This window comes from Mycolicibacterium aurum (assembly GCF_900637195.1).
GTDB lineage: Bacteria > Actinomycetota > Actinomycetes > Mycobacteriales > Mycobacteriaceae > Mycobacterium > Mycobacterium aurum.
In genome coordinates this window covers 2,997,067-3,017,243 of record NZ_LR134356.1, presented here as the reverse complement: position 1 = coordinate 3,017,243, position 20,177 = coordinate 2,997,067, and the positions used below count along the sequence as shown (strand labels likewise).

Here is a 20,177-nt window from a genome sequence, read left to right as displayed (position 1 = left end):
ACTCACGCACGTTCGGTAATCCAGTCGGCGGTGTAGCTCAGCACCGAGGGGATGTTCTGGGCCAAATCGGCTCCGATGGACTTCTCCAGGCTCCCGCCCACCAACGGGATCCTCACCGCCACGCGGCCGGTGAAGCGCAATTGCGACCCGTGCGCGACCGGCTCCAGCCACGTCTGCGCGTCACACGATCCCAGGCCGCCGGAGACCGACACGGCGATCCGACCGCACACCTGCCGGTCGCCCTCGGGGCTCCACGTCTCCCGGTACTGCATCGACACGCCGCCCGGCATGAGCGTGGCTACCGGCCCCGGGAGCAGCTGGCGGCCGAGGTCCACGGTGTAGCGCACCGCGACGGTCCCGTCGGTGTGGACGTCCAGCGAATCCAGCGTGGTGACGACCTTGCTGGTCGCCAGGCGATCCCGCCAGTAGTCCTCGCGACCGAAGGCCGTATGGATTCCCTCGACGCTCGCGGTGGATTCGGCCGAGCCGCTGAACGAACGAGCCACTGGCCCTCTACCTCCTCAGTCGCCACCTGACAACGATGCGCGCCAGGTCTCGATTCTGGCAACCTCCGGCCGGCATGTGGACCAGTTAGCCCGTTTTATAGGCAGGATCGTCAATTTATGGGCAGGATCGTCGCGTGAACATCAACAACGGGCTGGTGATGTTGGCAGACGCCTGGCCGGGCGTGAACCGGATCAGGGCCGTGCAGCGGGCACTCGACGGCCGGACGAACCCCGTCTACCTGGAAATCGGCGTGTCGCGGGGGCAGGCGTTCCAGCGGATCAGTGCCGACGTCAAGATCGCTGTCGACCCGGCGTTCAAGCTTTCGGAGCGCACTCGCGAACTCGCAGATGCCAAGGCGCGCACCACCCATTACTTCGAGACCACCAGCGACGCCTTCTTCGACAACGAGAGGGCTCTGCTCGAGCGCCACCCGATCGACGTCGCGCTGATCGACGGGCTGCACACCTACGAGCAGGTGGTGCGCGATGTCGAGTACACGGTGCAGTACCTACGCGAGGACGGCGTCATCTTCCTCCACGACTGCAACCCCCCGTTCGAGCTGGCCGGCCGCCGCGCGGAGTCCTGGGACGACTTCATCGCCCAGCAGAAGGGTCCGCTGGTGATCGGGCTGTGGAACGGCGATGTGTGGAAAGCGATCGTTCACCTGCGTAGCACCCGTCCCGATCTGCTGGTCGGCGTCCTCAAATGCGACCAGGGTGTCGGCTTCGTGCGCAAAGGGACTCCGGAATCCACGCTGCCCTACACGCCGGAACAGGTCGAGGCGCTCACCTACGCAGATCTCAAAGCCGATCGAAAGCGCCTCCTCAATCTCAAGCCGCCGCGGTATGTCGACGAGCTCCTCGGTAGCGGCGCCGGCTCGACGCCGAAATAGCGCTGCATGATTGCGCGGGAGTGCCGATGAAGTTCGTGCTGGCCACGTGGGGGAGCCGGGGCGACATCGAACCGTCGGCCGCCGTCGGCCGCGAGCTCGTCCGACGGGGCCACGACGTCGCGATGGCCGTCCCGCCGGACCTCGTCGACTTCACGGAGGCGGCCGGCGTGCCGGCGATCGGCTTCGGTCCGGAGTCACAGACCATCCTCGACGCTCACCGCGACTTCTGGACCTGCTTCTTCCGCACCCCCTGGCGGATACGCGAACTGATCCGCGCTCGGGTGGAGATCGCAGGCCCGCTCCTCGCGGGATGGCAGGAGATGAGCACGACGCTGATGACACTGGCGGACGGAGCCGACCTGATCTTCACCGGCATCAACTTCGAAGATGCCGCAGCCAATGTCGCCGAGCATCACGACATTCCGCTGGCCACGTTGCACTACTTCCCGCTACGGCCCAACGGTCAGGTCCTGACATTCCTGCCTGCGCGGGTGGGTCGTCTGGCAGTGCGCGCGTTCTGGTGGCTGTCGTGGCGCGTCACGAAGACGGTCGAGGACACGCAGCGCCGCGAACTCGGTCTCCCGCAGGCGACAGGGTCCGCGCCGCAGCGCATCACCCAGCGGGGATCGCTGGAAGTCCAGGCCTACGACGAGGCGTGCTTTCCCGGGCTCGCGGCCGAATGGGCAGAACACGCCGCCCAGCGACCGTTCGTGGGGACACTGACGCTGGGGTTGTCGACCGAAGCCGACGACGAGGTCTCGTCGTGGATCGCCGCGGGAACCCCGCCGATCTATTTCGGGTTCGGGAGCATCCCCGTGGAGTCGCCTGCGGACACGATCGCCATGATCGGCGCGGCCTGCGACGCCCTTGGCGAACGTGCGCTGATCGGAGCCGCCGGGACCGACTTCAGCAAAGTCCCGCACGGTGACAACATCAAAGTGGTCGGCATGCTGAACTATCCGAGCGTCTTCCCCCGTTGTCGCGCGCTCGTGCACCATGGCGGCTCCAGCACAACGCCCATTGCGATGCGCGCCGGGGTGCCGCAGCTGATCCTCTACTGGGACATGGTGCACGCGGTCTACGGAGGCGCTGTCAAACGACTGAAAGTAGGCACCGCCCGGCGGTTTTCCACCGCAACCGAGGCCACGCTGGTTGCCGACCTGTGGACCATTCTCGATCCCGGGTACCGCACCCGAGCTCGCGAGCTGGCCTCCCGGATCACCGAACCTGCTGTCAGCGCATCGACCACAGCGGACCTGCTGGAGCGGGCGGTGCACACCCAGCGGGTCGGGTGATCGGACCCCTCTTCAGCGGCGTGACAAGGATCACACCCAGTGACAGGGGTCACAGCAGGACGTAAAGTTGGCAAATTGTTACACCAGCGTCAATTACATTTTGGAGCACCGTTGAGCATCAATCCGTTCGACGACGACAAGGGCAGCTTCGTCGTCCTGGTCAACGACGAAGGCCAGCACAGCCTGTGGCCGACCTTCGCCGACGTGCCGGCCGGGTGGCGGGTGGTCCACGGCCAAGCGAGCCGCGCCGAGTGTCTGGAGTACATCGAATCGAACTGGACTGACATCCGGCCGAGAACACTGCGCGAACGGCTGGCGGCGGGCGGGGTGTCCGATAACTAAGGCCGCAGGGTCGGGGAGACCAATGGAGCTTGGAGACCGCGTGTTCCCTCTGACGCGCGCACAGCTGGACATCTGGCTTGAGCAGGAGATGGGTCATTTCGGCGCGGAGTGGCAATTCGGCCTGCTCGTCAGGATCGAAGGCGGGGTGGAACTCGATGCCCTCGAGTGGGCGATCCAGCGGGTGATCCACGAAGCCGAACCGGTCAGAGTCGCCATCTTCGAGGAGGACGGCCACGTCTTCCAGAGGCCCGTCGATTACCCTCACGTCGACCTAGAATTCCACGACCTCAGCGGCGCAGGCGATCCCGAGCGCGAAGCCCAGGACATGGCACTGGCGATCCAACGCACACCCCTGCCGTTCGACGGGCCGCTGTTCCGATTCGCCCTGTTACAGATCGGGTTTGACGACTACTACCTGTTCGGCTGTTTCCACCACATCGTCACCGACGGCGCCGGCCTCGGGCTGATCGGTAACAGGGTCGCCTCGGTCTACTCGGCACTCGTGTCCGGCGAACCCGTCCCGCCCGCATTCTTCGGCTCGCTGCAGGACTTGGTCGACTGCGAAGTGGCATACGAGGCGTCCAGCGAGCACGACGGCGACCAGACGTACTGGGCGGAGAATCTTCCCACCCAGAGCGCACCGCGACACCGGTCGCCGCACCCCTCGGTCGAGCGCGATCCCAATCAGCTGTCCACGCCCGTGCAGTTGGACCCCGCGGTCATCCGACGGGTGCAGGAACTGGCCGACGTGTGGAACATGCCGCGCGCATCGGTGATCACCGCGGCGTGCGCACTGATGATTCCGGGGCACTCCGCCGCACAGTCCGAGGTGGTCCTCGACTTCCCGGTCAGCAGACGCGTCGTCGCCGAGTCGAAGACGCTGCCCGGCATGGTGGCCGGGGTCGCGCCCCTTGTTCTCAACCTCTCGGCGGGGTCCACGGTGACGTCGTTCTGTGAGCACGTGGCCGAGCGAATCCGGGACACGCTGGCGCATCAGAGATTTCCGGTGCACGCGCTCGAGCGGAAAGTCCTCGGCCTGGATCAGCGGACCGACAGGGTGGTCATCGACTTCCTCCCGCATGCCTTCACTCTGGACTTCGGCGGAGTCCAGGCATCGGCATCGATGACCAACTCCGGCTTCGTGGGTGGCTTCGGATTGATCTTCTCCGGCACCGGTGACGAACTCTTTCTCAGCACATTGGGCGCCGGCGACGTGTTCTCGAACTGCGGCGCCGCGGACTTGGCCCGGCGTCTGGAACGAGTGCTGGTGGCGATGGCAGCCGATCCGACCCGAAAACTGTCGTCGATCGACGTACTCGACGAGGCCGAGCGCACCACGCTGCACGACTGGGGTAATCGGGCGGCATTGACACGGGCCGTCGCGCCGGCGGCGACGATTCCGGCGCTGTTCGCCACACAGGCGGCGCGTACCCCCGACGCGCCGGCAGTGACTTTCGGCGAACTGTCGCTGACGTATCGCGGACTCGACGAGACGGCGCAGCGGGTGGCGCAGAAGCTGGTCGACCGCGGTGTCGGACCCGGGCAGCGGGTGGCGTTGCTGCTGCCGCGATCTGCGGACGCCGTCGTGGCCATGGTGGCCGTCACCAGAACCGGGGCCGCCTACGTGCCGATCGATCCGGCAGTGCCGGCTGCTCGCCGAGAGTTCGTGCTTGCCGATTCCGCACCGATCGCAGTGATCACCACCGCGGAGTTGGTCGATCAGCTGGACGGCCGGGAACCGGTGGTTCTCGACATCGGCGACCTGGCCGACCCCGCCTTCCGACCCGAGACACCGTTACCGGTGCCGGAGCCCGACGACGGCGCGTACGTGATCTACACCTCGGGCACCACCGGCACGCCGAAGGGCGTGGCCATTCCCCACCGCAACGTGACCCGGCTGCTGGAGACCCTCGACGCCGACATGGGGCTGGCCGGCCAGGTGTGGTCGCAGTGTCACTCGCTGGCCTTCGATTTCTCCGTGTGGGAGATCTGGGGCGCGCTGCTCTACGGCGGCCGGGTGGTGGTGGTGCCCGATCCGGTGGTGCGATCACCGGAAGAGTTGCACGCGTTGCTGGTTGCCGAGCGGGTCACCATTCTCAGCCAGACCCCGTCGGCGTTCTACGCGCTGCAGGCTGCCGATGCGCTGGCGCCGGAGCTGGGCCGGCAGCTCGCGCTCCAGGCCGTCGTCTTCGGTGGCGAGGCGCTGGAACCACACCGTCTCGCGGCGTGGCTGGATGCTCACCCGGTGGCGCCGCGGCTGATCAACATGTACGGCATCACCGAGACCACGGTGCACGCGTCGTTCCGGGAGATCGTCGCCGGCGATATCGAGGGTGGCGTCAGTCCGATTGGGGTGCCGCTGGGCCATCTCGGCTTCGTCGTCCTCGACAGCTGGTTGCAGCCCGTGCCGGTCGGCGTCGTCGGCGAGCTGTACGTGGCCGGCGCCGGGGTGGCCGACGGATACGTCGGCCGGGCCGGCCTGTCGGCGAGCAGGTTCGTGGCGTGTCCGTTCGGCGCACCGGGGCAACGGATGTATCGCACCGGAGATCTGATGTGCTGGGGCGCCGACGGTGAGCTCCGTTATCTCGGTCGTGCCGACGAGCAGGTCAAGATCCGCGGGTATCGGATCGAGCTGGGGGAGGTCCAGGCGGCGCTGGCGGCGCTGGACGGCGTCGCCCAGGCGGAGGTGATCGCCCGCGAGGACCGCCCCGGCGACAAGCGTCTGGTCGGGTATGTCACCGCCACGTCAGCCGACCTCGATCCGGCACAGCTCCGCGGCGCGCTGGCAGACCGGTTGCCGGAGTACATGATTCCGGCCGCGGTGGTGGTCATCGACGCCATGCCGTTGACGGTGAACGGCAAACTCGACAAGCGGGCACTGCCTGCGCCTGAGTACCAGCACGTGGACGCCTACCGTGCCCCGGCCGACGCAGTGGAGGAGATCCTGGCCGGCATCTACGCCCAGGTGCTGGGACTGGAAAAGGTCGGGGTCGACGAGTCGTTCTTCGAGCTCGGCGGCGACAGCATCCTGTCGATGCAGGTGGTCGCCCGCGCCCGTGCCGCCGGCGTCCTGTGCCGTCCGCGCGACGTCTTCGCCGAGCAGACCGTGGCGCGGCTGGCCCAAGTGGCCACGTTGATCGACACCGACAGCGACGTCGCCGCCGATGGAGCCGGACCGGTGCTCGCCACCCCGATCATCCGGTGGCTGGAGAGTCTGGAAGCTGCGGGCAGCCCCGTGGCCCACTTCAACCAGACGGTGGTGGTGCAGGCCCCGATCGGCACCACCGAAGCCGACGTGCTGGTGATGGTGCAGCTCTTGCTGGATCGGCACGCCATGCTGCGGCTGCGGGTAGACCGCGACGATGCCGGCGGCTGGTCGCTGGTGGTCCCTGAAACCGGCTCAGTAGATGCCCGTTCGCGTCTGCACACAGTCGACGAACTGACCGACGACGCGGTGTTGCACGCCGGCACACAGCTGAACCCGGCCGCCGGGGTCATGCTGAGCGCGGTGTGGGTGACCTCGACCCGCCGATTGGTGGCGATCATCCACCACCTCGCGGTCGACGGGGTGTCGTGGCGAATCCTGTTGGAAGAACTCAATCTCGCGTGGGCCCAGCACCGTGCCGGTCACCAGGTGCAGTTGCCCCCACCCGGCACCTCCTTCGCCCGGTGGGCGTCACTGCTGGCCGAGTACGCACACCGCGCCGAGGTCGTCGGGGAGGCTGACCTCTGGCGGCAGATCGCGGCGACGCCTGCCGCATTACCTGACGTCGACACCCGAGCGGACACGTTGGCCACCGCCGGGAACCTGTCGGTGTATCTGGATATCGAGACCACCCAGATGCTGCTCGGTGAGGTCCCGGCCGCATTCCATGCTGGTGTGCACGACATCTTGCTGATCGCATTCGCCTTGGCCGCAACAGAATTCCTGGGCATCAGTGGTGCGCCCATCTCCATCGACGTCGAAGGCCACGGGCGCGACGAGGAGCTTGCAGCCCCACCCGGCGTGCCGGTCGACCTGTCGCGCACGGTGGGCTGGTTCACGGCCAAGTACCCGGTGGCTCTGGACGTGGGCGGACTGAGCTGGGCGCAGGTGGTGGCCGGCGATGCGAGGCTGGGTTCGGTGATCAAAGCCGCGAAGGAGCAGCTGCGGGGGGTTCCCGACGGCCTCAACTACGGGGCCCTGCGATACCTGAACGACGAGGTGGACCTGGACGGATCTGATCCGCCGATCTGCTTCAACTATCTGGGCCGTCAGGGTGCGACGAGCGCCGAAACATCGGGTGACGCGTGGCAGATCTGTTGGGACGGCCTGGCCGACATCAGCCCGAGCGTGAAGCCGCCCATACCGCTGATGCACACCCTGGAACTCAATGCCGGCACGGTGGACACCGACGCTGGACCGTTGCTGGGTGGGGCATGGACCTGGGCGCCCTCTGTCCTCACCCACGCACAGGTCAGCCGGCTGAGCGGATTGTGGTTCGACGCCCTGGCCGGCATCTGTGCGCACGTGCGCGGAGGCGGAGGCGGGCTGACCCCGTCGGACATCGCCGTCGGTCTCAGCCAACAGCAGATCGACGAGCTTCAGCGGCAATATGCAGATAGCTGATGTTCTTCCCCTGACGTCCTTGCAGCAGGGGCTGCTGTTCCTCGCCGGCACCGCGGAAGGCAGCGACGACGTCTACGCCGTGCAGCTGTACATCACGCTGACGGGTCCGCTCGACCACGACCGGCTACGTGCTGCGGTGCAGACGGTGGTGACCCGGCATCCCAACCTGGCGGCCCGCTTCTCTCAGAAGTTCGCCGACCCGGTGCAGATCATTCCGGCCGATCCCGAAGCGCCTTGGCGCGTCGTCGATCTCACGACAGCAGGGGACAGTCTCGACAAGCGCGTCGCCGAGGTGTGTGCGCAGGAGCGCATCGCGGTCTGCGAACTCGCCGACCAACCGGCGTTCCGTGCGACACTGATTCGCACCGGAGCAGACCAGCACCGGCTGGTGCTGACCAACCACCACATCGTGCTCGACGGATGGTCGTTGCCGATCCTGCTGGGCGAGCTGTTCGCCGGCTACCACGGACAGCGGCTACCTCCGCCTGTCCCGTATCGCCGGTTCATCAGCTGGCTGGCGGGACGCGACCTCGGCGCTGCGCGCACAGCCTGGGGAGAGGCGCTCGCAGGGTTCGACACCCCCACCCTGGTCGGTGCCGCGGGCCAGGTGCGGCAGGGCCCCCGCGCAGTCGCCTCGTTCGACGTGCCCGAGCAGACCACGCAGTCGCTCGGTGAGCTCGCTCGCTCGTGCCACACCACCGCCAGCACCGTGCTGCACGCCGCCTGGGCCCAGCTGTTGATGTCGCGGACGGGTCACCACGACGTCGTGTTCGGCACCACGGTGTCCGGGCGGCCCGGCGAGGTGCTGGGTGCCGACTCGATGGTCGGGCTGCTGATCAACACGGTTCCGGTGCGCGCCAGTGTCACCGCGACGACCACCACCGTCGACCTGCTCGCCCAGCTGCAGGACACCTACACCCGCACCCTCGATCACCAGCACCTGTCGCTCAACGAGATTCACCGCGTCACCGGCCAGGACCACCTGTTCGACACGTTCTTCGTCTACGAGAACTATCCGGTCGACGCCGCCGCGCTGCCGAGCGACGGCCAGCTGGCCGTGACCGACTTCGCGCACCGCGAATACAACCACTACCCGGTAGCGGTGCAAGCCGTGCCGGGCACGACGCTGACACTGCGCGTCGAATACGACACCGATGTGTTCGATGCCGGAGGAATCCAGGCGCTGATCCGACGGTTCACCCGGGTGCTGGTGGCCATGTGCACCGATCCCACCCGCCCGCTGTCGTCGATCGACGTACTCGAACCCGCCGAACACGCCAGCCTCGACCTCTGGAGCAACCGGGCTGCGCTGGGCCGGGTGGCACGCCGGTCGGTGTCGATTCCTGATCTGTTCGCGGCGCAGGTGGCACGCGTTCCGGACGCGGTGGCGCTCAGCTGGGAGGGCCGCTCCTGGACCTACCGCGAGCTCGACGACACCACGAACCGATTCGCACACCTGTTGGCAGACAGGGGGATCGGACCGGGTCAACGGGTGGCTTTGCTCTTACCCCGGTCGGCGGACGCGATCATCTCCATCCTGGCCGTGCTCAAGACCGGTGCCGCGTACGTGCCGATCGACCCGGCCGCGCCGGCAGCTCGTATGCAGCTCGTGCTCGACGATGCCGCGCCGATCGCCGCGATCACGAACACCGAGTTGGCCGGCCGGCTGGCCGGGCAGGACATGGTCCTCGTCGACGCGCAGGACATCGACGCCCTCGTGGACGGATCCGCCCCGGCACCGACCGGACCGGCCCCCGACGACGTCGCCTACCTGATCTACACCTCGGGCACCACAGGTGTCCCCAAGGGTGTCGCCATCACCCACGACAACGTGACCCGGTTGCTCGACGCGCTGGACACCGACATCGAACTGGCCGGCCACGTCTGGTCGCTCTGGCACTCACTGGCTTTCGACGTCTCGGTCTGCGAGATGTGGGGCGCACTTCTGTACGGGGGCCGCTTGGTCGTGGTGCCCGAGTCCGTGGCCCGCGCACCGGAGGAGTTCCACGCGCTGCTGGCGGCCGAACAGGTCACCATGCTCAGCCAGACTCCGTCCGGGTTCTACGCCCTGCAGACCGCGGATGCGCTGGCACCTGAGATCGGACGGCAGCTGAACCTGCGCGCCGTCATCTTTGCCGGTGAAGCGCTTGAGCCGCAACGACTCCGGACATGGCTGGACAACCATCCGGGCTCACCCCGGTTGCTCAACCTGTACGGAACCACCGAGACCACAGTGCACGCCTCGTTCCGCGAGATCGTCACCGCCGATGTCGACGACAGCGTCGACAACCCGGTCAGCCCCGTCGGTGGGCCGTTGGACGGTTTGGCCTTCTTCGTGCTGGACCCGTGGCTACGTCCGGTGCCTGCCGGGGTCGTCGGCGACCTGTACGTGGCCGGTCCGCAGACAGGTCTCGGATACTGGCGCCGCCCGGGGCTGACGTCGTCGCGGTTTGTGGCGTGCCCGTTCGTCGGGCCCGGCGAACCTGGACAAAGGATGTATCGCACTGGCGATCTGGTCTGGTGGGGCGCCGACGGACAGCTGCGATATGTGGGCCGCGCCGACGAGCAGGTCAAGATCCGCGGATACCGCATCGAGATCGGCGAGGTCCGCGCGGTGCTGGCCGGAATGGACGGCGTGCAGCAGGCGGTGGTGGTCGCCCGCGAGGACCACCCGGGAGACAAGCGCCTGGTGGGCTACGTCACGGGATCGGTCGATCCCGCCTCCGTGCGGGCCGCGGTGGCAGAACGTCTGCCCGAGTACATGGTCCCTGCCGCGATCGTGGTGATCGACAGCCTGCCGCTGACCGTCAACGGCAAGCTCGACCGGCGAGCGTTGCCTGCCCCGGAGTATCACGGGGCCGACGGATACCGCGCACCGGCGACCGCGGTCGAGGAAATCCTGGCGGGCATCTACGCCAGGGTGCTCGACGTGGAGCGCGTCGGCGTCGATGACTCGTTCTTCGACCTGGGCGGTGATTCGCTGTCGGCGATGCGCCTTGTCGCTGCGGTCAACTCCGGCCTGGGGGCCGCGCTGACCGTGCGGACGTTGTTCGAAGCGCCCACGGTGGCTCAGCTGGCTCCGCGCATCGGCGGCGGTGGCGTCGTGCTCGAGCCGCTGGCTCCGGTGGACCGGCCCGACGTGATCCCGCTGTCGTTCTCCCAGAACAGGTTGTGGTTCCTCGATCAGCTGCAGGGCCCCTCGCCGACGTACAACATGCCGGTCGCCCTACGGCTGCACGGACAGCTGAACACCGATGTACTCGGTGCTGCGCTGGCCGATGTGGTCGGCCGCCACGAGAGTCTGCGCACCCGGTTCGCCGCGCCTGACGGCGTGCCGCAACAGGTGGTGGTCCCGGCCGAGGACGCCGACTTCGGTTGGCAGATCGTCGACGCCACCGGATGGTCGGAGGCCCAGGTGGATGAGGCGGTCGGCGCCGTGGCGCGTCACCCCTTCGACCTGGCGTCCGAGATCCCGATGCAGGCAAGGCTTTTCCGCGTCAGCAACGACGACCACGTGGTGGTCGCCGTGGCGCATCACATTGCCGCCGACGGGCTGTCTGTCGCGCCCCTGGTGCAGGACCTGGGCGTCGCCTATCTGTGCCGGCTGGCGGGGCTGAACCCGATGTGGACCGAATTGCCGGTGCAGTACGTCGATTACACGCTGTGGCAGCGCACGCAGTTCGGCGATCTTGACGATCACGACAGCCTGATCGCCGGACAGTTGACGTACTGGCGGGATGCGCTGGCGGGGATGCCCGAACGGCTGCAGCTGCCGACCGACCGCCCCTATCCGCCGGTGGCCGATCAGCGTGGCGCCAACACCTCGTTCCGCTGGTCCACCGACCTGCAGCTGCGAATCGCGGCGGTCGCCCGTGAACACAACGCGACCAGCTTCATGCTGATGCAGGCCGCCCTGGCGGTACTGCTGGCCAAACTCAGTGCGAGTTCCGATGTGGCCGTGGGTTTCCCGATCGGAGGCCGACGTGATCCCGCGCTCGACGAGTTGGTGGGCTTCTTCGTCAACACACTGGTGCTGCGCGTGGACCTCGCCGGTGACCCCACGGTCGCCGACCTGCTGGCCCAGGTGCGGCAGCGCTCACTGGCCGCCTACGAGAACCAGGACGTGCCGTTCGAAGTGGTCGTCGACCGGCTCAGTCCGAGTCGGTCGCTGACCCATCACCCCCTGGTTCAGGTGATGTTGGACTGGCGCAACCTGCCTGCCGAGGCCAGCGACCAGATCGTCATGGCCCTGGGCGATCTGCAGATCACCCAGATCCCGCTCGCCACCGACACCGCGCGGGTCGACCTGGCGTTCTCCCTGAACGAACGCTGGACCAAAGCCGGTGAACCGGCCGGGATCGGCGGGGCGGTGGAGTTCCGCACCGACGTGTTCGAAGCGGCGAGCATCGAGACCCTGATCGAGCGACTGGAGCGGGTGGTGGTGGCGATGACCACCGACCCGTCGCGGCGGCTTTCGTCGCTGACCGTCCTCGACGAGGTCGAGAGCGCCCGCCTCGCGGCGATCGGTAACCGCGCGGTGCTGACGGCACCGGCACCCGCTCCGGTGTCGATCCCCACCCTGTTCGCGGCCCAGGTGGCGGTCCATCCGGAAGCGGTGGCGATCAGCAGTGACGCCGGCGCACTGACCTATCAGGAACTCGACGACGCCGCGGATCGATTCGCGCGCATGCTGGTTGATCGGGGAGTCGGCCGCGGCGCGTGCGTCGCGCTGCTTCTGGAGCGCTCCGCCGAAGCCGTCGTCGCCATGTTGGCGTCGCTCAAGATCGGCGCCGCATACCTGGCGATCGACCCGGCACTGCCGGACTCCCGCATCGCGTTCATGCTCGCCGACGCCGCGCCGGTCGCCATCGTCACCACCACGGTCTTGAAACCCCGGGTGACCCAGTTCGACCTGACCATCATCGATCTGCAGGACGACGACCCGCGAGCGCAGCGCCCCGACACCGCGTTGCCGGTGCCGTCCGCCGACGACATCGCCTACCTGATCTACACCTCGGGCACGACCGGGACGCCCAAGGGTGTCGCTCTGTCCCACCGCAACCTTGCACACCTGGCGGATTCACCGCCCACAGGACTTCCCGCACAACAGGTGTGGACTCAGTGCCACTCGTATGCCTTCGACTTCTCGGTATGGGAGATCTGGGCCGCGCTGCTGGGCGGCGCGCGATTGGTGGTGGTCCCCGATGCGGTGGTGCGCTCACCGGACGAGTTCCACGCGTTGCTGGTCAGCGAACATGTCAACGTCCTCACCCAGACGCCGTCGGCGGTGGCGGCACTGCGGCCCCAAGGACTGGAATCGGTGGCGCTGCTGCTCGGCGGCGAGGCATGCCCACCCGAGGTGGTGGAGCAGTGGGCGCCCGGCCGGGTGGTGATCAACGCCTACGGCCCCACCGAGAGCACGGTGTACGCGTCGATGAGCGCACCCCTGCAGGTGGGATGCGAGGTGCCGATCGGTGCGCCACCACCCACCGTGGCGCTGTTCGTCCTCGACGAACGGCTGTGCCTGGTGCCCGAAGGGGTGGTCGGCGAACTGTACGTGGCCGGCCGCGGCGTGGGCGTCGGGTACCTCGGACGCCCGGGCCTGACCGCCTCACGGTTCGTGGCCTGCCCGTTCGCCGGCAGCGAGGCACCCGGAACGCGGATGTATCGCACCGGAGACCTGGTGCGGTGGCGGGCCGACGGACAACTGCAGTACCTCGGACGGGCCGATGAACAGGTCAAGATCCGCGGGTACCGTATCGAGCCCGGCGAGGTCCAGGCCGTGCTGGCTGGACTTGACGGGGTCGAGCATGCGGTGGTGATCGCCCGCGAGGACCGCCCCGGCGATCCGCGGCTGGTCGGTTACATCACCGGCACAGCGGATCCGGCCACAGCACGAGCCGCACTGGCCGAACGGCTTCCGGCCTACATGGTGCCTGCCGCGGTCCTGGCGGTGGAGTCGCTGCCGTTGACGGTCAGCGGGAAACTGGACCGGCGGGCCCTGCCTGCGCCGGACTACCAGGATCTGGAGAAGTACCGTGCCCCAGCCACTCCCGCCGAAGAGCTGCTGGCAGGCATCTTCGCCAAGGTGCTGGGCGTGGAGCGGGTCGGGGTGGACGACTCGTTCTTCGAGCTGGGTGGGGATTCGCTCTCGGCGATGCGCCTGATCGCCGCGGTCAACGCGGGTATGGGGGCCGATCTGGCGGTGCGCACCGTGTTCGAGGCTCCATCGGTGGCGCAGCTGGCACCTCGTATCGGCGTGGGGGACAGCCCACTCGCGCCGCTGGTTCCCCAGCAGCGGCCCGCGGTCATTCCGCTGTCGTTCGCCCAGAGCCGCCTGTGGTTCATCGACCAGTTGCAGGGCCCCTCGCCGGTGTACAACCTTGCGGTGGCCCTGCGGTTGCGCGGAGCCCTCGACACCGACATGTTGGCGGCCGCGCTGGCCGACGTGGTGGCGCGGCACGAGAGCCTGCGCACCGTGTTCGACGCGCCGGACGGGATCCCACGACAGGTGGTGGTCGATGCCCGGTACGCCGACTTCGGGTGGCAGGTCGTCGACGCTGCGGACTGGTCGACCGACCGCCTGCAGCAGGCCGTCGAGGAAACGGCACTGCGCACCTTCGACCTGGCCTCCGAGATTCCTCTGCGGTCACAGCTTTTCCGGGTGGGTGACAACGACCATGTGTGGGTGGCGGTGGTGCACCATATCGCCGCCGACGGCTGGTCGATCAGCCCGCTGGTGGCCGACCTCGGGGTGGCGTATGCCGCCCGGTGCGCCGGCCGGGCTCCGGCGTGGGCCGATCTGGCGGTGCAGTACGTCGATTACACGCTGTGGCAGCGCGCGCAGTTCGGCGAGCTGACCGATGGGAACAGTCGCATCGCCGCGCAGTTGGCCCATTGGAAGGAGGCGCTGGCGGGGATGCCGGAGCGGCTCGTGCTGCCCACCGATCGGCCCTACCCGCAGGTCGCCGATCAGCGGGGTGCCACCGTGCCGGTGGAATGGCCCGCCGAACTGCAGCGCGCGGTGGCGCAGGTGGCCCGCGAGCACGGTGCCACCAGCTTTATGGTGATGCAGGCAGCCCTGGCGGTCCTGCTGTCCAAGCTCAGCGCGAGTTCCGATGTGGCCGTGGGATTTCCGATCGCCGGCCGGCGTGACCCAGCCCTCGACGGCCTCGTCGGCTTCTTCATCAACACCCTGGTGCTGCGGCTCGACCTGGCCGGTGACCCCAGCGTCGCGGCCGTGCTCGACCAGGTCCGGGCACGCTCTCTGGCGTCGTACGAGAACCAGGATGTGCCGTTCGAGGTGGTCGTCGAACGCCTCAATCCGACCCGGTCTCTGACCCATCACCCGCTGGTGCAGGTGATGCTGGCCTGGCAGAACCTGCCCACCGACGCCGGCGACCCGGCGACCGCCGGGTTGACCCTGGGGAATCTGGATGTCAGCCCGATGCCGGTGAACACCGGTGCCGCCCGGATGGACCTGTCGTTCTCACTGGCCGAACGCTGGAGTGCCACCGGCGATCCCGCCGGGATCGGCGGGTTCGTGGAGTTCCGCACGGACGTATTCGACGCAGGCACGATCGAGGCATTGATCGAACGCCTGCGCAGGGTCCTTCTCGCGATGACCGCCGATCCGGCGCTGCGCGTGTCCGCGGTGGACGTGCTCGACGACTCCGAACACTCCCGGGTGGACATCTGGGGAAACCGGGCGGCGTTGACCGCTCCGGTGGCGCACGCACCCTCGATTGCGGCTGCGTTCGCCGCACAGGTCGCCGCCACGCCGGAAGCGACTGCGATCAGTTGCGGGCCGTGGTCGTGGAGCTACCGCGAACTCGATGAGGCGTCGAACCGGCTGGCGCATCACCTGATCGACCACGGCGTACGCACGGGGCACCGGGTGGCGCTGCTGTCACCGCGGTCAGCCGAGGCCGTTGCGGCGATCCTCGCGATCGTGAAATCCGGCGCCGCATATGTGCCGATCGACCCGGCCGTGCCCGTGGCCCGGATGGAGTTCGTGCTCGCCGATGCCGATCCGGTCGCAGTGATCACCACCGCCAGCCTGGCCGACAGGCTCAGCGGACACGACGTGGTCGTCATCGATCTCGACGATTCCGCCGTCGACGTCCAGCCCGGTTCCGCGCTACCGGCGGTGGACGCCGATCAGATCGCGTACATCATCTACACCTCCGGCACGACGGGAACCCCCAAGGGGGTCGCGATTCCGCACCGCAACGTGACCCGGCTGCTGGAGACGCTGGACACCGACATGGGGCTGGCCGGCCAGGTGTGGACGCAGTGCCATTCGCTGGCCTTCGACTATTCGGTGTGGGAGATCTGGGGGCCGCTGCTCTACGGCGGTCGTCTGGTGGTGGTGCCCGACCCGGTGGTGCGGTCGCCGGAGGACCTCCACGCTCTGCTGGCATCCGAGAACGTGACCGTGCTGAGCCAGACGCCATCGGCGTTCTACGCGCTGCAGGCAGCCGATGCACTTCGGCCCGATCTGCAGCTCGCGCTTCAGGCCGTCGTCTTCGGCGGGGAAGCGCTTGAACCGCAACGACTCGCGGGCTGGTACGAGGCTCACCCGGACGCGCCGCGGTTGATCAACATGTACGGCATCACCGAGACCACGGTGCACGCGTCGTTCCGGGAGATCTTCGAGCGGGACGTCGACAGCGTCATCAGCCCCATCGGGGTGCCGTTGGCACATCTCGGCTTCTTCGTTCTCGACAGCGCACTGCGGCCCGTGGCACCGGGCGTGGTCGGCGAATTGTATGTGGCCGGTGCGGGATTGGCGTATGGCTACATCGGCCGGGCCGGGTTGTCGGCGAGCAGGTTCGTGGCGTGTCCGTTCGGCGCACCGGGGCAACGGATGTATCGCACCGGTGACGTGATGTGCTGGGGCGCCGACGGTGAGCTCCGTTATCTCGGTCGTGCCGACGAGCAGGTCAAGATCCGCGGGTATCGGATCGAGCTGGGGGAGGTCCAGGCAGCGCTGGCCGCGCTGGACGGCGTCGCCCAGGCGGAGGTGATCGCCCGCGAGGACCGCCCCGGCGACAAGCGTCTGGTCGGGTATGTCACCGCCACGTCAGCCGACCTCGATCCGGCACAGCTCCGCGGCGCATTGGTAGACCGGTTGCCGGAGTACATGATTCCGGCCGCGGTGGTGGTCATCGACGCCATGCCGTTGACGGTGAACGGCAAACTCGACAAGCGGGCGCTGCCTGCCCCGGAGTATCAGGACGTCGACGCGTATCGCGCGCCGGCCGATGCGGTGGAGGAGATCCTGGCCGGCATCTACGCGCAGGTGCTGGGACTGGGGCGCGTCGGGGTCGACGAGTCGTTCTTCGAGCTCGGTGGCGACAGCATCCTGTCGATGCAGGTGGTCGCCCGTGCCCGCGCGGCCGGAGTGCTGTGCCGTCCGCGTGATGTCTTCGTCGAGCAGACCGTGGCCCGGCTCGCCCGGGTGGCCCGGGTGGCCACCGGTGGCGACGGCGCCGTCGACGAGGGCATCGGGGCGGTCCCGGTCACCCCGATCATCGGTTGGCTGCAGCAGGTGCAGGGGCCGGTGGACCAGTTCAACCAGACCGTGGTGGTGCAGGCCCCGATCGGTGCTACCGAGGCCGACGTGGTCCTGGTACTGCAGGCCGTGCTGGATCGACATGCGATGCTGCGGTTGCGGGTCGACGCCGACGATGTGGAGGGCTGGTCACTGACCGTGCCCGAGCCGGGGTCGGTGGACGCGCGCTCGTGTGTGCGGATCGTCGACGAGGTGACCGACGAGGCCGTGGGCGCCGCGCGATCGCGGTTGGACCCGGCTCGTGGGGACATGGTGAGCGCGCTGTGGGTGCCCGCCACCGCCCAGTTGGTGGTGATCGCGCACCACCTCGTGGTCGACGGGGTGTCCTGGCGAATCCTGCTGGAGGACATCAATCTCGCGTGGGCGCAACACCGTGGTGGGCAGCAGGTGGAGTTGCCCGCACCGGGCACGTCCTTCGCCCGGTGGGGGTCGGTTCTCGTCGAGCACGCGCATGACCCCGAGATCGTCGGCCAGGCCGAGGCGTGGCGGCAGATCATGGCGGTACCGCCGGCGCTGCCCGCGGTGAAACCCACAGTGGACACCTATGCCACCGCCGGAAGCCTCTCGGTGGAGCTGGACACCGAGACGACACGACTGCTGCTCGGCGAGGTACCGGCGGCATTCCACGCCGGAATCAACGACATCCTGGTGATCGCCTTCGGGTTGGCGCTGGCGGAGTTCACCGGGGCGCTGGGCTGTTCGGATACCGGCGCCGCAACCATCGTCATCGATGCAGAAGGGCACGGGCGTCACGAAGAACTGGCCGGCGACGGCCACGCCGTCGACCTGTCCCGCACGGTGGGGTGGTTCACCACCAAGTATCCGGTGTCGCTGAGCATCGCTCGCGGGCTGACGTGGGCTCAGGTGTCGGCCGGCGACCCGACCCTGGGCGCGGTGGTCAAGGACGCCAAGGAGCAACTCCGCGGCCTTCCCGACGGCGCCACCTACGGGCTGCTGCGCTACCTGAACGACGACGTCGATCTCGCGGGCGCCGACCCGCCGATCGGTTTCAACTACCTGGGGCGCCTGGGCGCCGGTGCCGGCGAGGTGTCGGGCGACATGTGGGAGATCCGCCAAGACGGGTGGACGGTGACCGGCGCAGCCGCGGCGATACCCATGCCGCTGATGCACACCGTGGAACTCAACGCCGGCACGGTCGACACCGGCGCAGGCCCTCGGTTGCGGGCCGGCTGGTCGTGGGCGCGCTCGGCGCTGGACCACGCTCAGGTGAATCGCCTGAGCGAGTTGTGGTTCGACGCGCTGGCGGGCATCTGCGTGCATGTACGCGGAGGCGGCGGCGGTTTGACACCGTCCGACGTCGCACCGGCCGCGCTGACCCAGCAACAGATCGACGACCTGTGCCGCTCGGAAGCGGTCGCCGACATCTTGCCGTTGACCCCGCTGCAGCAGGGGCTGTTGTTCCACGCCGGCGTCGCACACAGCTCCGGCGACGATGTTTACGCCGTGCAGCTGGATGTCACGCTGACCGGCAGGCTCGACCCGCACCGATTGCGCGACGCCGTGCACTTGGCGGTGCAGCGCCATCCCCATCTCGTGGCCCGCTTCCGCGGTACGGCCGAGCAGCCGGTCCAGCTCATCCCGTCCGATCCCGACGCGCCCTGGCAGTACGTCGATCTGAGCAACCGAGGCGCTGACCTCGACGCGGAGTTCGCGCACCTGTGTGACTCCGAACGTGTCGCGGTGTGCGACCTGCCGGGGCAGGTGGCGTTCCGCGCGGCGCTGGTCCGCACCGCGCCGGATCAGCATCGCTTCGTCCTCACCAACCACCACATCGTGCTCGACGGCTGGTCGCTGCCGATCCTGCTGGGGGAGATCTTCGCCAGCTACTACGGGCAGTGGCTACCGGCGACGGTGCCGTACCGCAGGTTCGTCAGCTGGTTGGCCGAGCGCGACGACGCGGCAGCCCGCCAGGCCTGGAGCGAGGCGCTGGCCGGGTTCGAGGCCCCCACGCTGGTGGGCCCGCGACTCCCGCTGCCGCCGGGACGGCGCGAGGTCATCTCGCATCGGCTGTCGGCGCCGACCACTCAGGCGCTGAGCGAGCTGGCACGCACGCACCACACCACCGTCAGCACCGTACTTCAGGCCGCCTGGGCGCAGCTGCTGTGCCGGATGACCGGTCGTCGGGATGTCGCTTTCGGCGCCGTCGTGTCGGGCCGGCCCGACGACGTGGCCGGCGTCGACGCGATGGTCGGCTTGTTCATCAACACGGTGCCCGTCCGCGCGACGATGACCTCGACCACCACCACCGCGGATCTGCTCGACCAGCTCCACAACGGACGGAACCGCACTCTCGACCACGAACACCTGGGACTGGCCGACATTCACCGGATCACCGGTCACCGGCAGCTGTTCGACACCGTCTTCGTCTACGAGAACTATCCGACTGATGCCGCCAAACTGTCGGGCGACGACGGGCTGGCGGTCACCGACCTCGACAACCGCGATTTCTACCACTACCCACTCGCGATTCAAGCCGTACCGGGGGCCGAGCTCGATCTGCGCATCCAGTACCACGCAGACGTTTTCGACGCGGCCGGGATCGACAGCCTCGTCGAGCAGTTCACCCGGGTGGTGGTGGCGATGATCACCGACCCCACCCAGCCGCTGCTGTCGGCGGATCTACAGGGGGGCGGCTCGGGCCGGTACGGGCCCGCTCCCGCCGATCCCGTCACGCTTGATCACGCCGGCAGCCACCATGCACCGGCGACCGACGTGGAGCGGACCCTGGCTGACATCTACGCGCGGGTGCTCGGCGTGGAACAGGTCGGGACCGCGGAGTCTTTCTTCGACCTCGGTGGCGATTCGCTGGCGGCGATGCGGGCCGTCGACGCGATCAACGCGGCGTTCGGCACCCGGCTGCCCGTCACGGACCTGCTCGGTGCACCGACGATCAGGCACCTGAGTGGGCTGATCGGGCGGGACGGCTAACCCGCC

6 protein-coding genes are annotated in these 20,177 nt (G+C 68.3%); 5 read left to right on the top strand and 1 reads right to left on the bottom strand.

Features of this window, described 5'->3' with window-relative positions:
* Window positions 1-2: 2 nt before the first annotated feature.
* Window positions 3-506 (bottom strand): DUF2505 domain-containing protein, encoded by a 504-nt coding sequence (locus EL337_RS14345; protein WP_048630981.1) that lies wholly within the window; start codon window positions 504-506, stop codon window positions 3-5.
* A 134-nt stretch (window positions 507-640) separates the two neighbouring features.
* Between EL337_RS14345 and EL337_RS14340 the strand changes: the two genes are divergently transcribed.
* From EL337_RS14340 to EL337_RS29230, 5 genes are all read left to right on the top strand, one after another.
* A complete protein-coding gene (locus EL337_RS14340; protein ID WP_048630980.1) occupies window positions 641-1,399 on the top strand; it encodes a class I SAM-dependent methyltransferase in 759 nt (252 codons plus the stop codon).
* Between the two features lie 26 nt (window positions 1,400-1,425).
* Complete coding sequence (locus EL337_RS14335) at window positions 1,426-2,694, top strand: glycosyltransferase (protein ID WP_048631250.1); 1,269 nt, start codon at window positions 1,426-1,428, stop codon at window positions 2,692-2,694.
* A gap of 111 nt (window positions 2,695-2,805) precedes the next feature.
* Window positions 2,806-3,036, top strand: coding sequence for an MbtH family protein (locus EL337_RS14330; RefSeq protein WP_048630979.1), 231 nt, complete (start codon window positions 2,806-2,808; stop codon window positions 3,034-3,036).
* A gap of 40 nt (window positions 3,037-3,076) precedes the next feature.
* Window positions 3,077-7,645 (top strand): non-ribosomal peptide synthetase, encoded by a 4,569-nt coding sequence (locus tag EL337_RS29285; protein ID WP_407662583.1) that lies wholly within the window; start codon window positions 3,077-3,079, stop codon window positions 7,643-7,645.
* Window positions 7,632-20,171, top strand: a complete 12,540-nt coding sequence (locus EL337_RS29230) for a non-ribosomal peptide synthetase (protein WP_109519792.1) — start codon at window positions 7,632-7,634, stop codon at window positions 20,169-20,171. Before EL337_RS29285 ends, EL337_RS29230 begins: the two co-directional genes overlap by 14 nt.
* The last annotated feature ends 6 nt before the right edge of the window (window positions 20,172-20,177 follow it).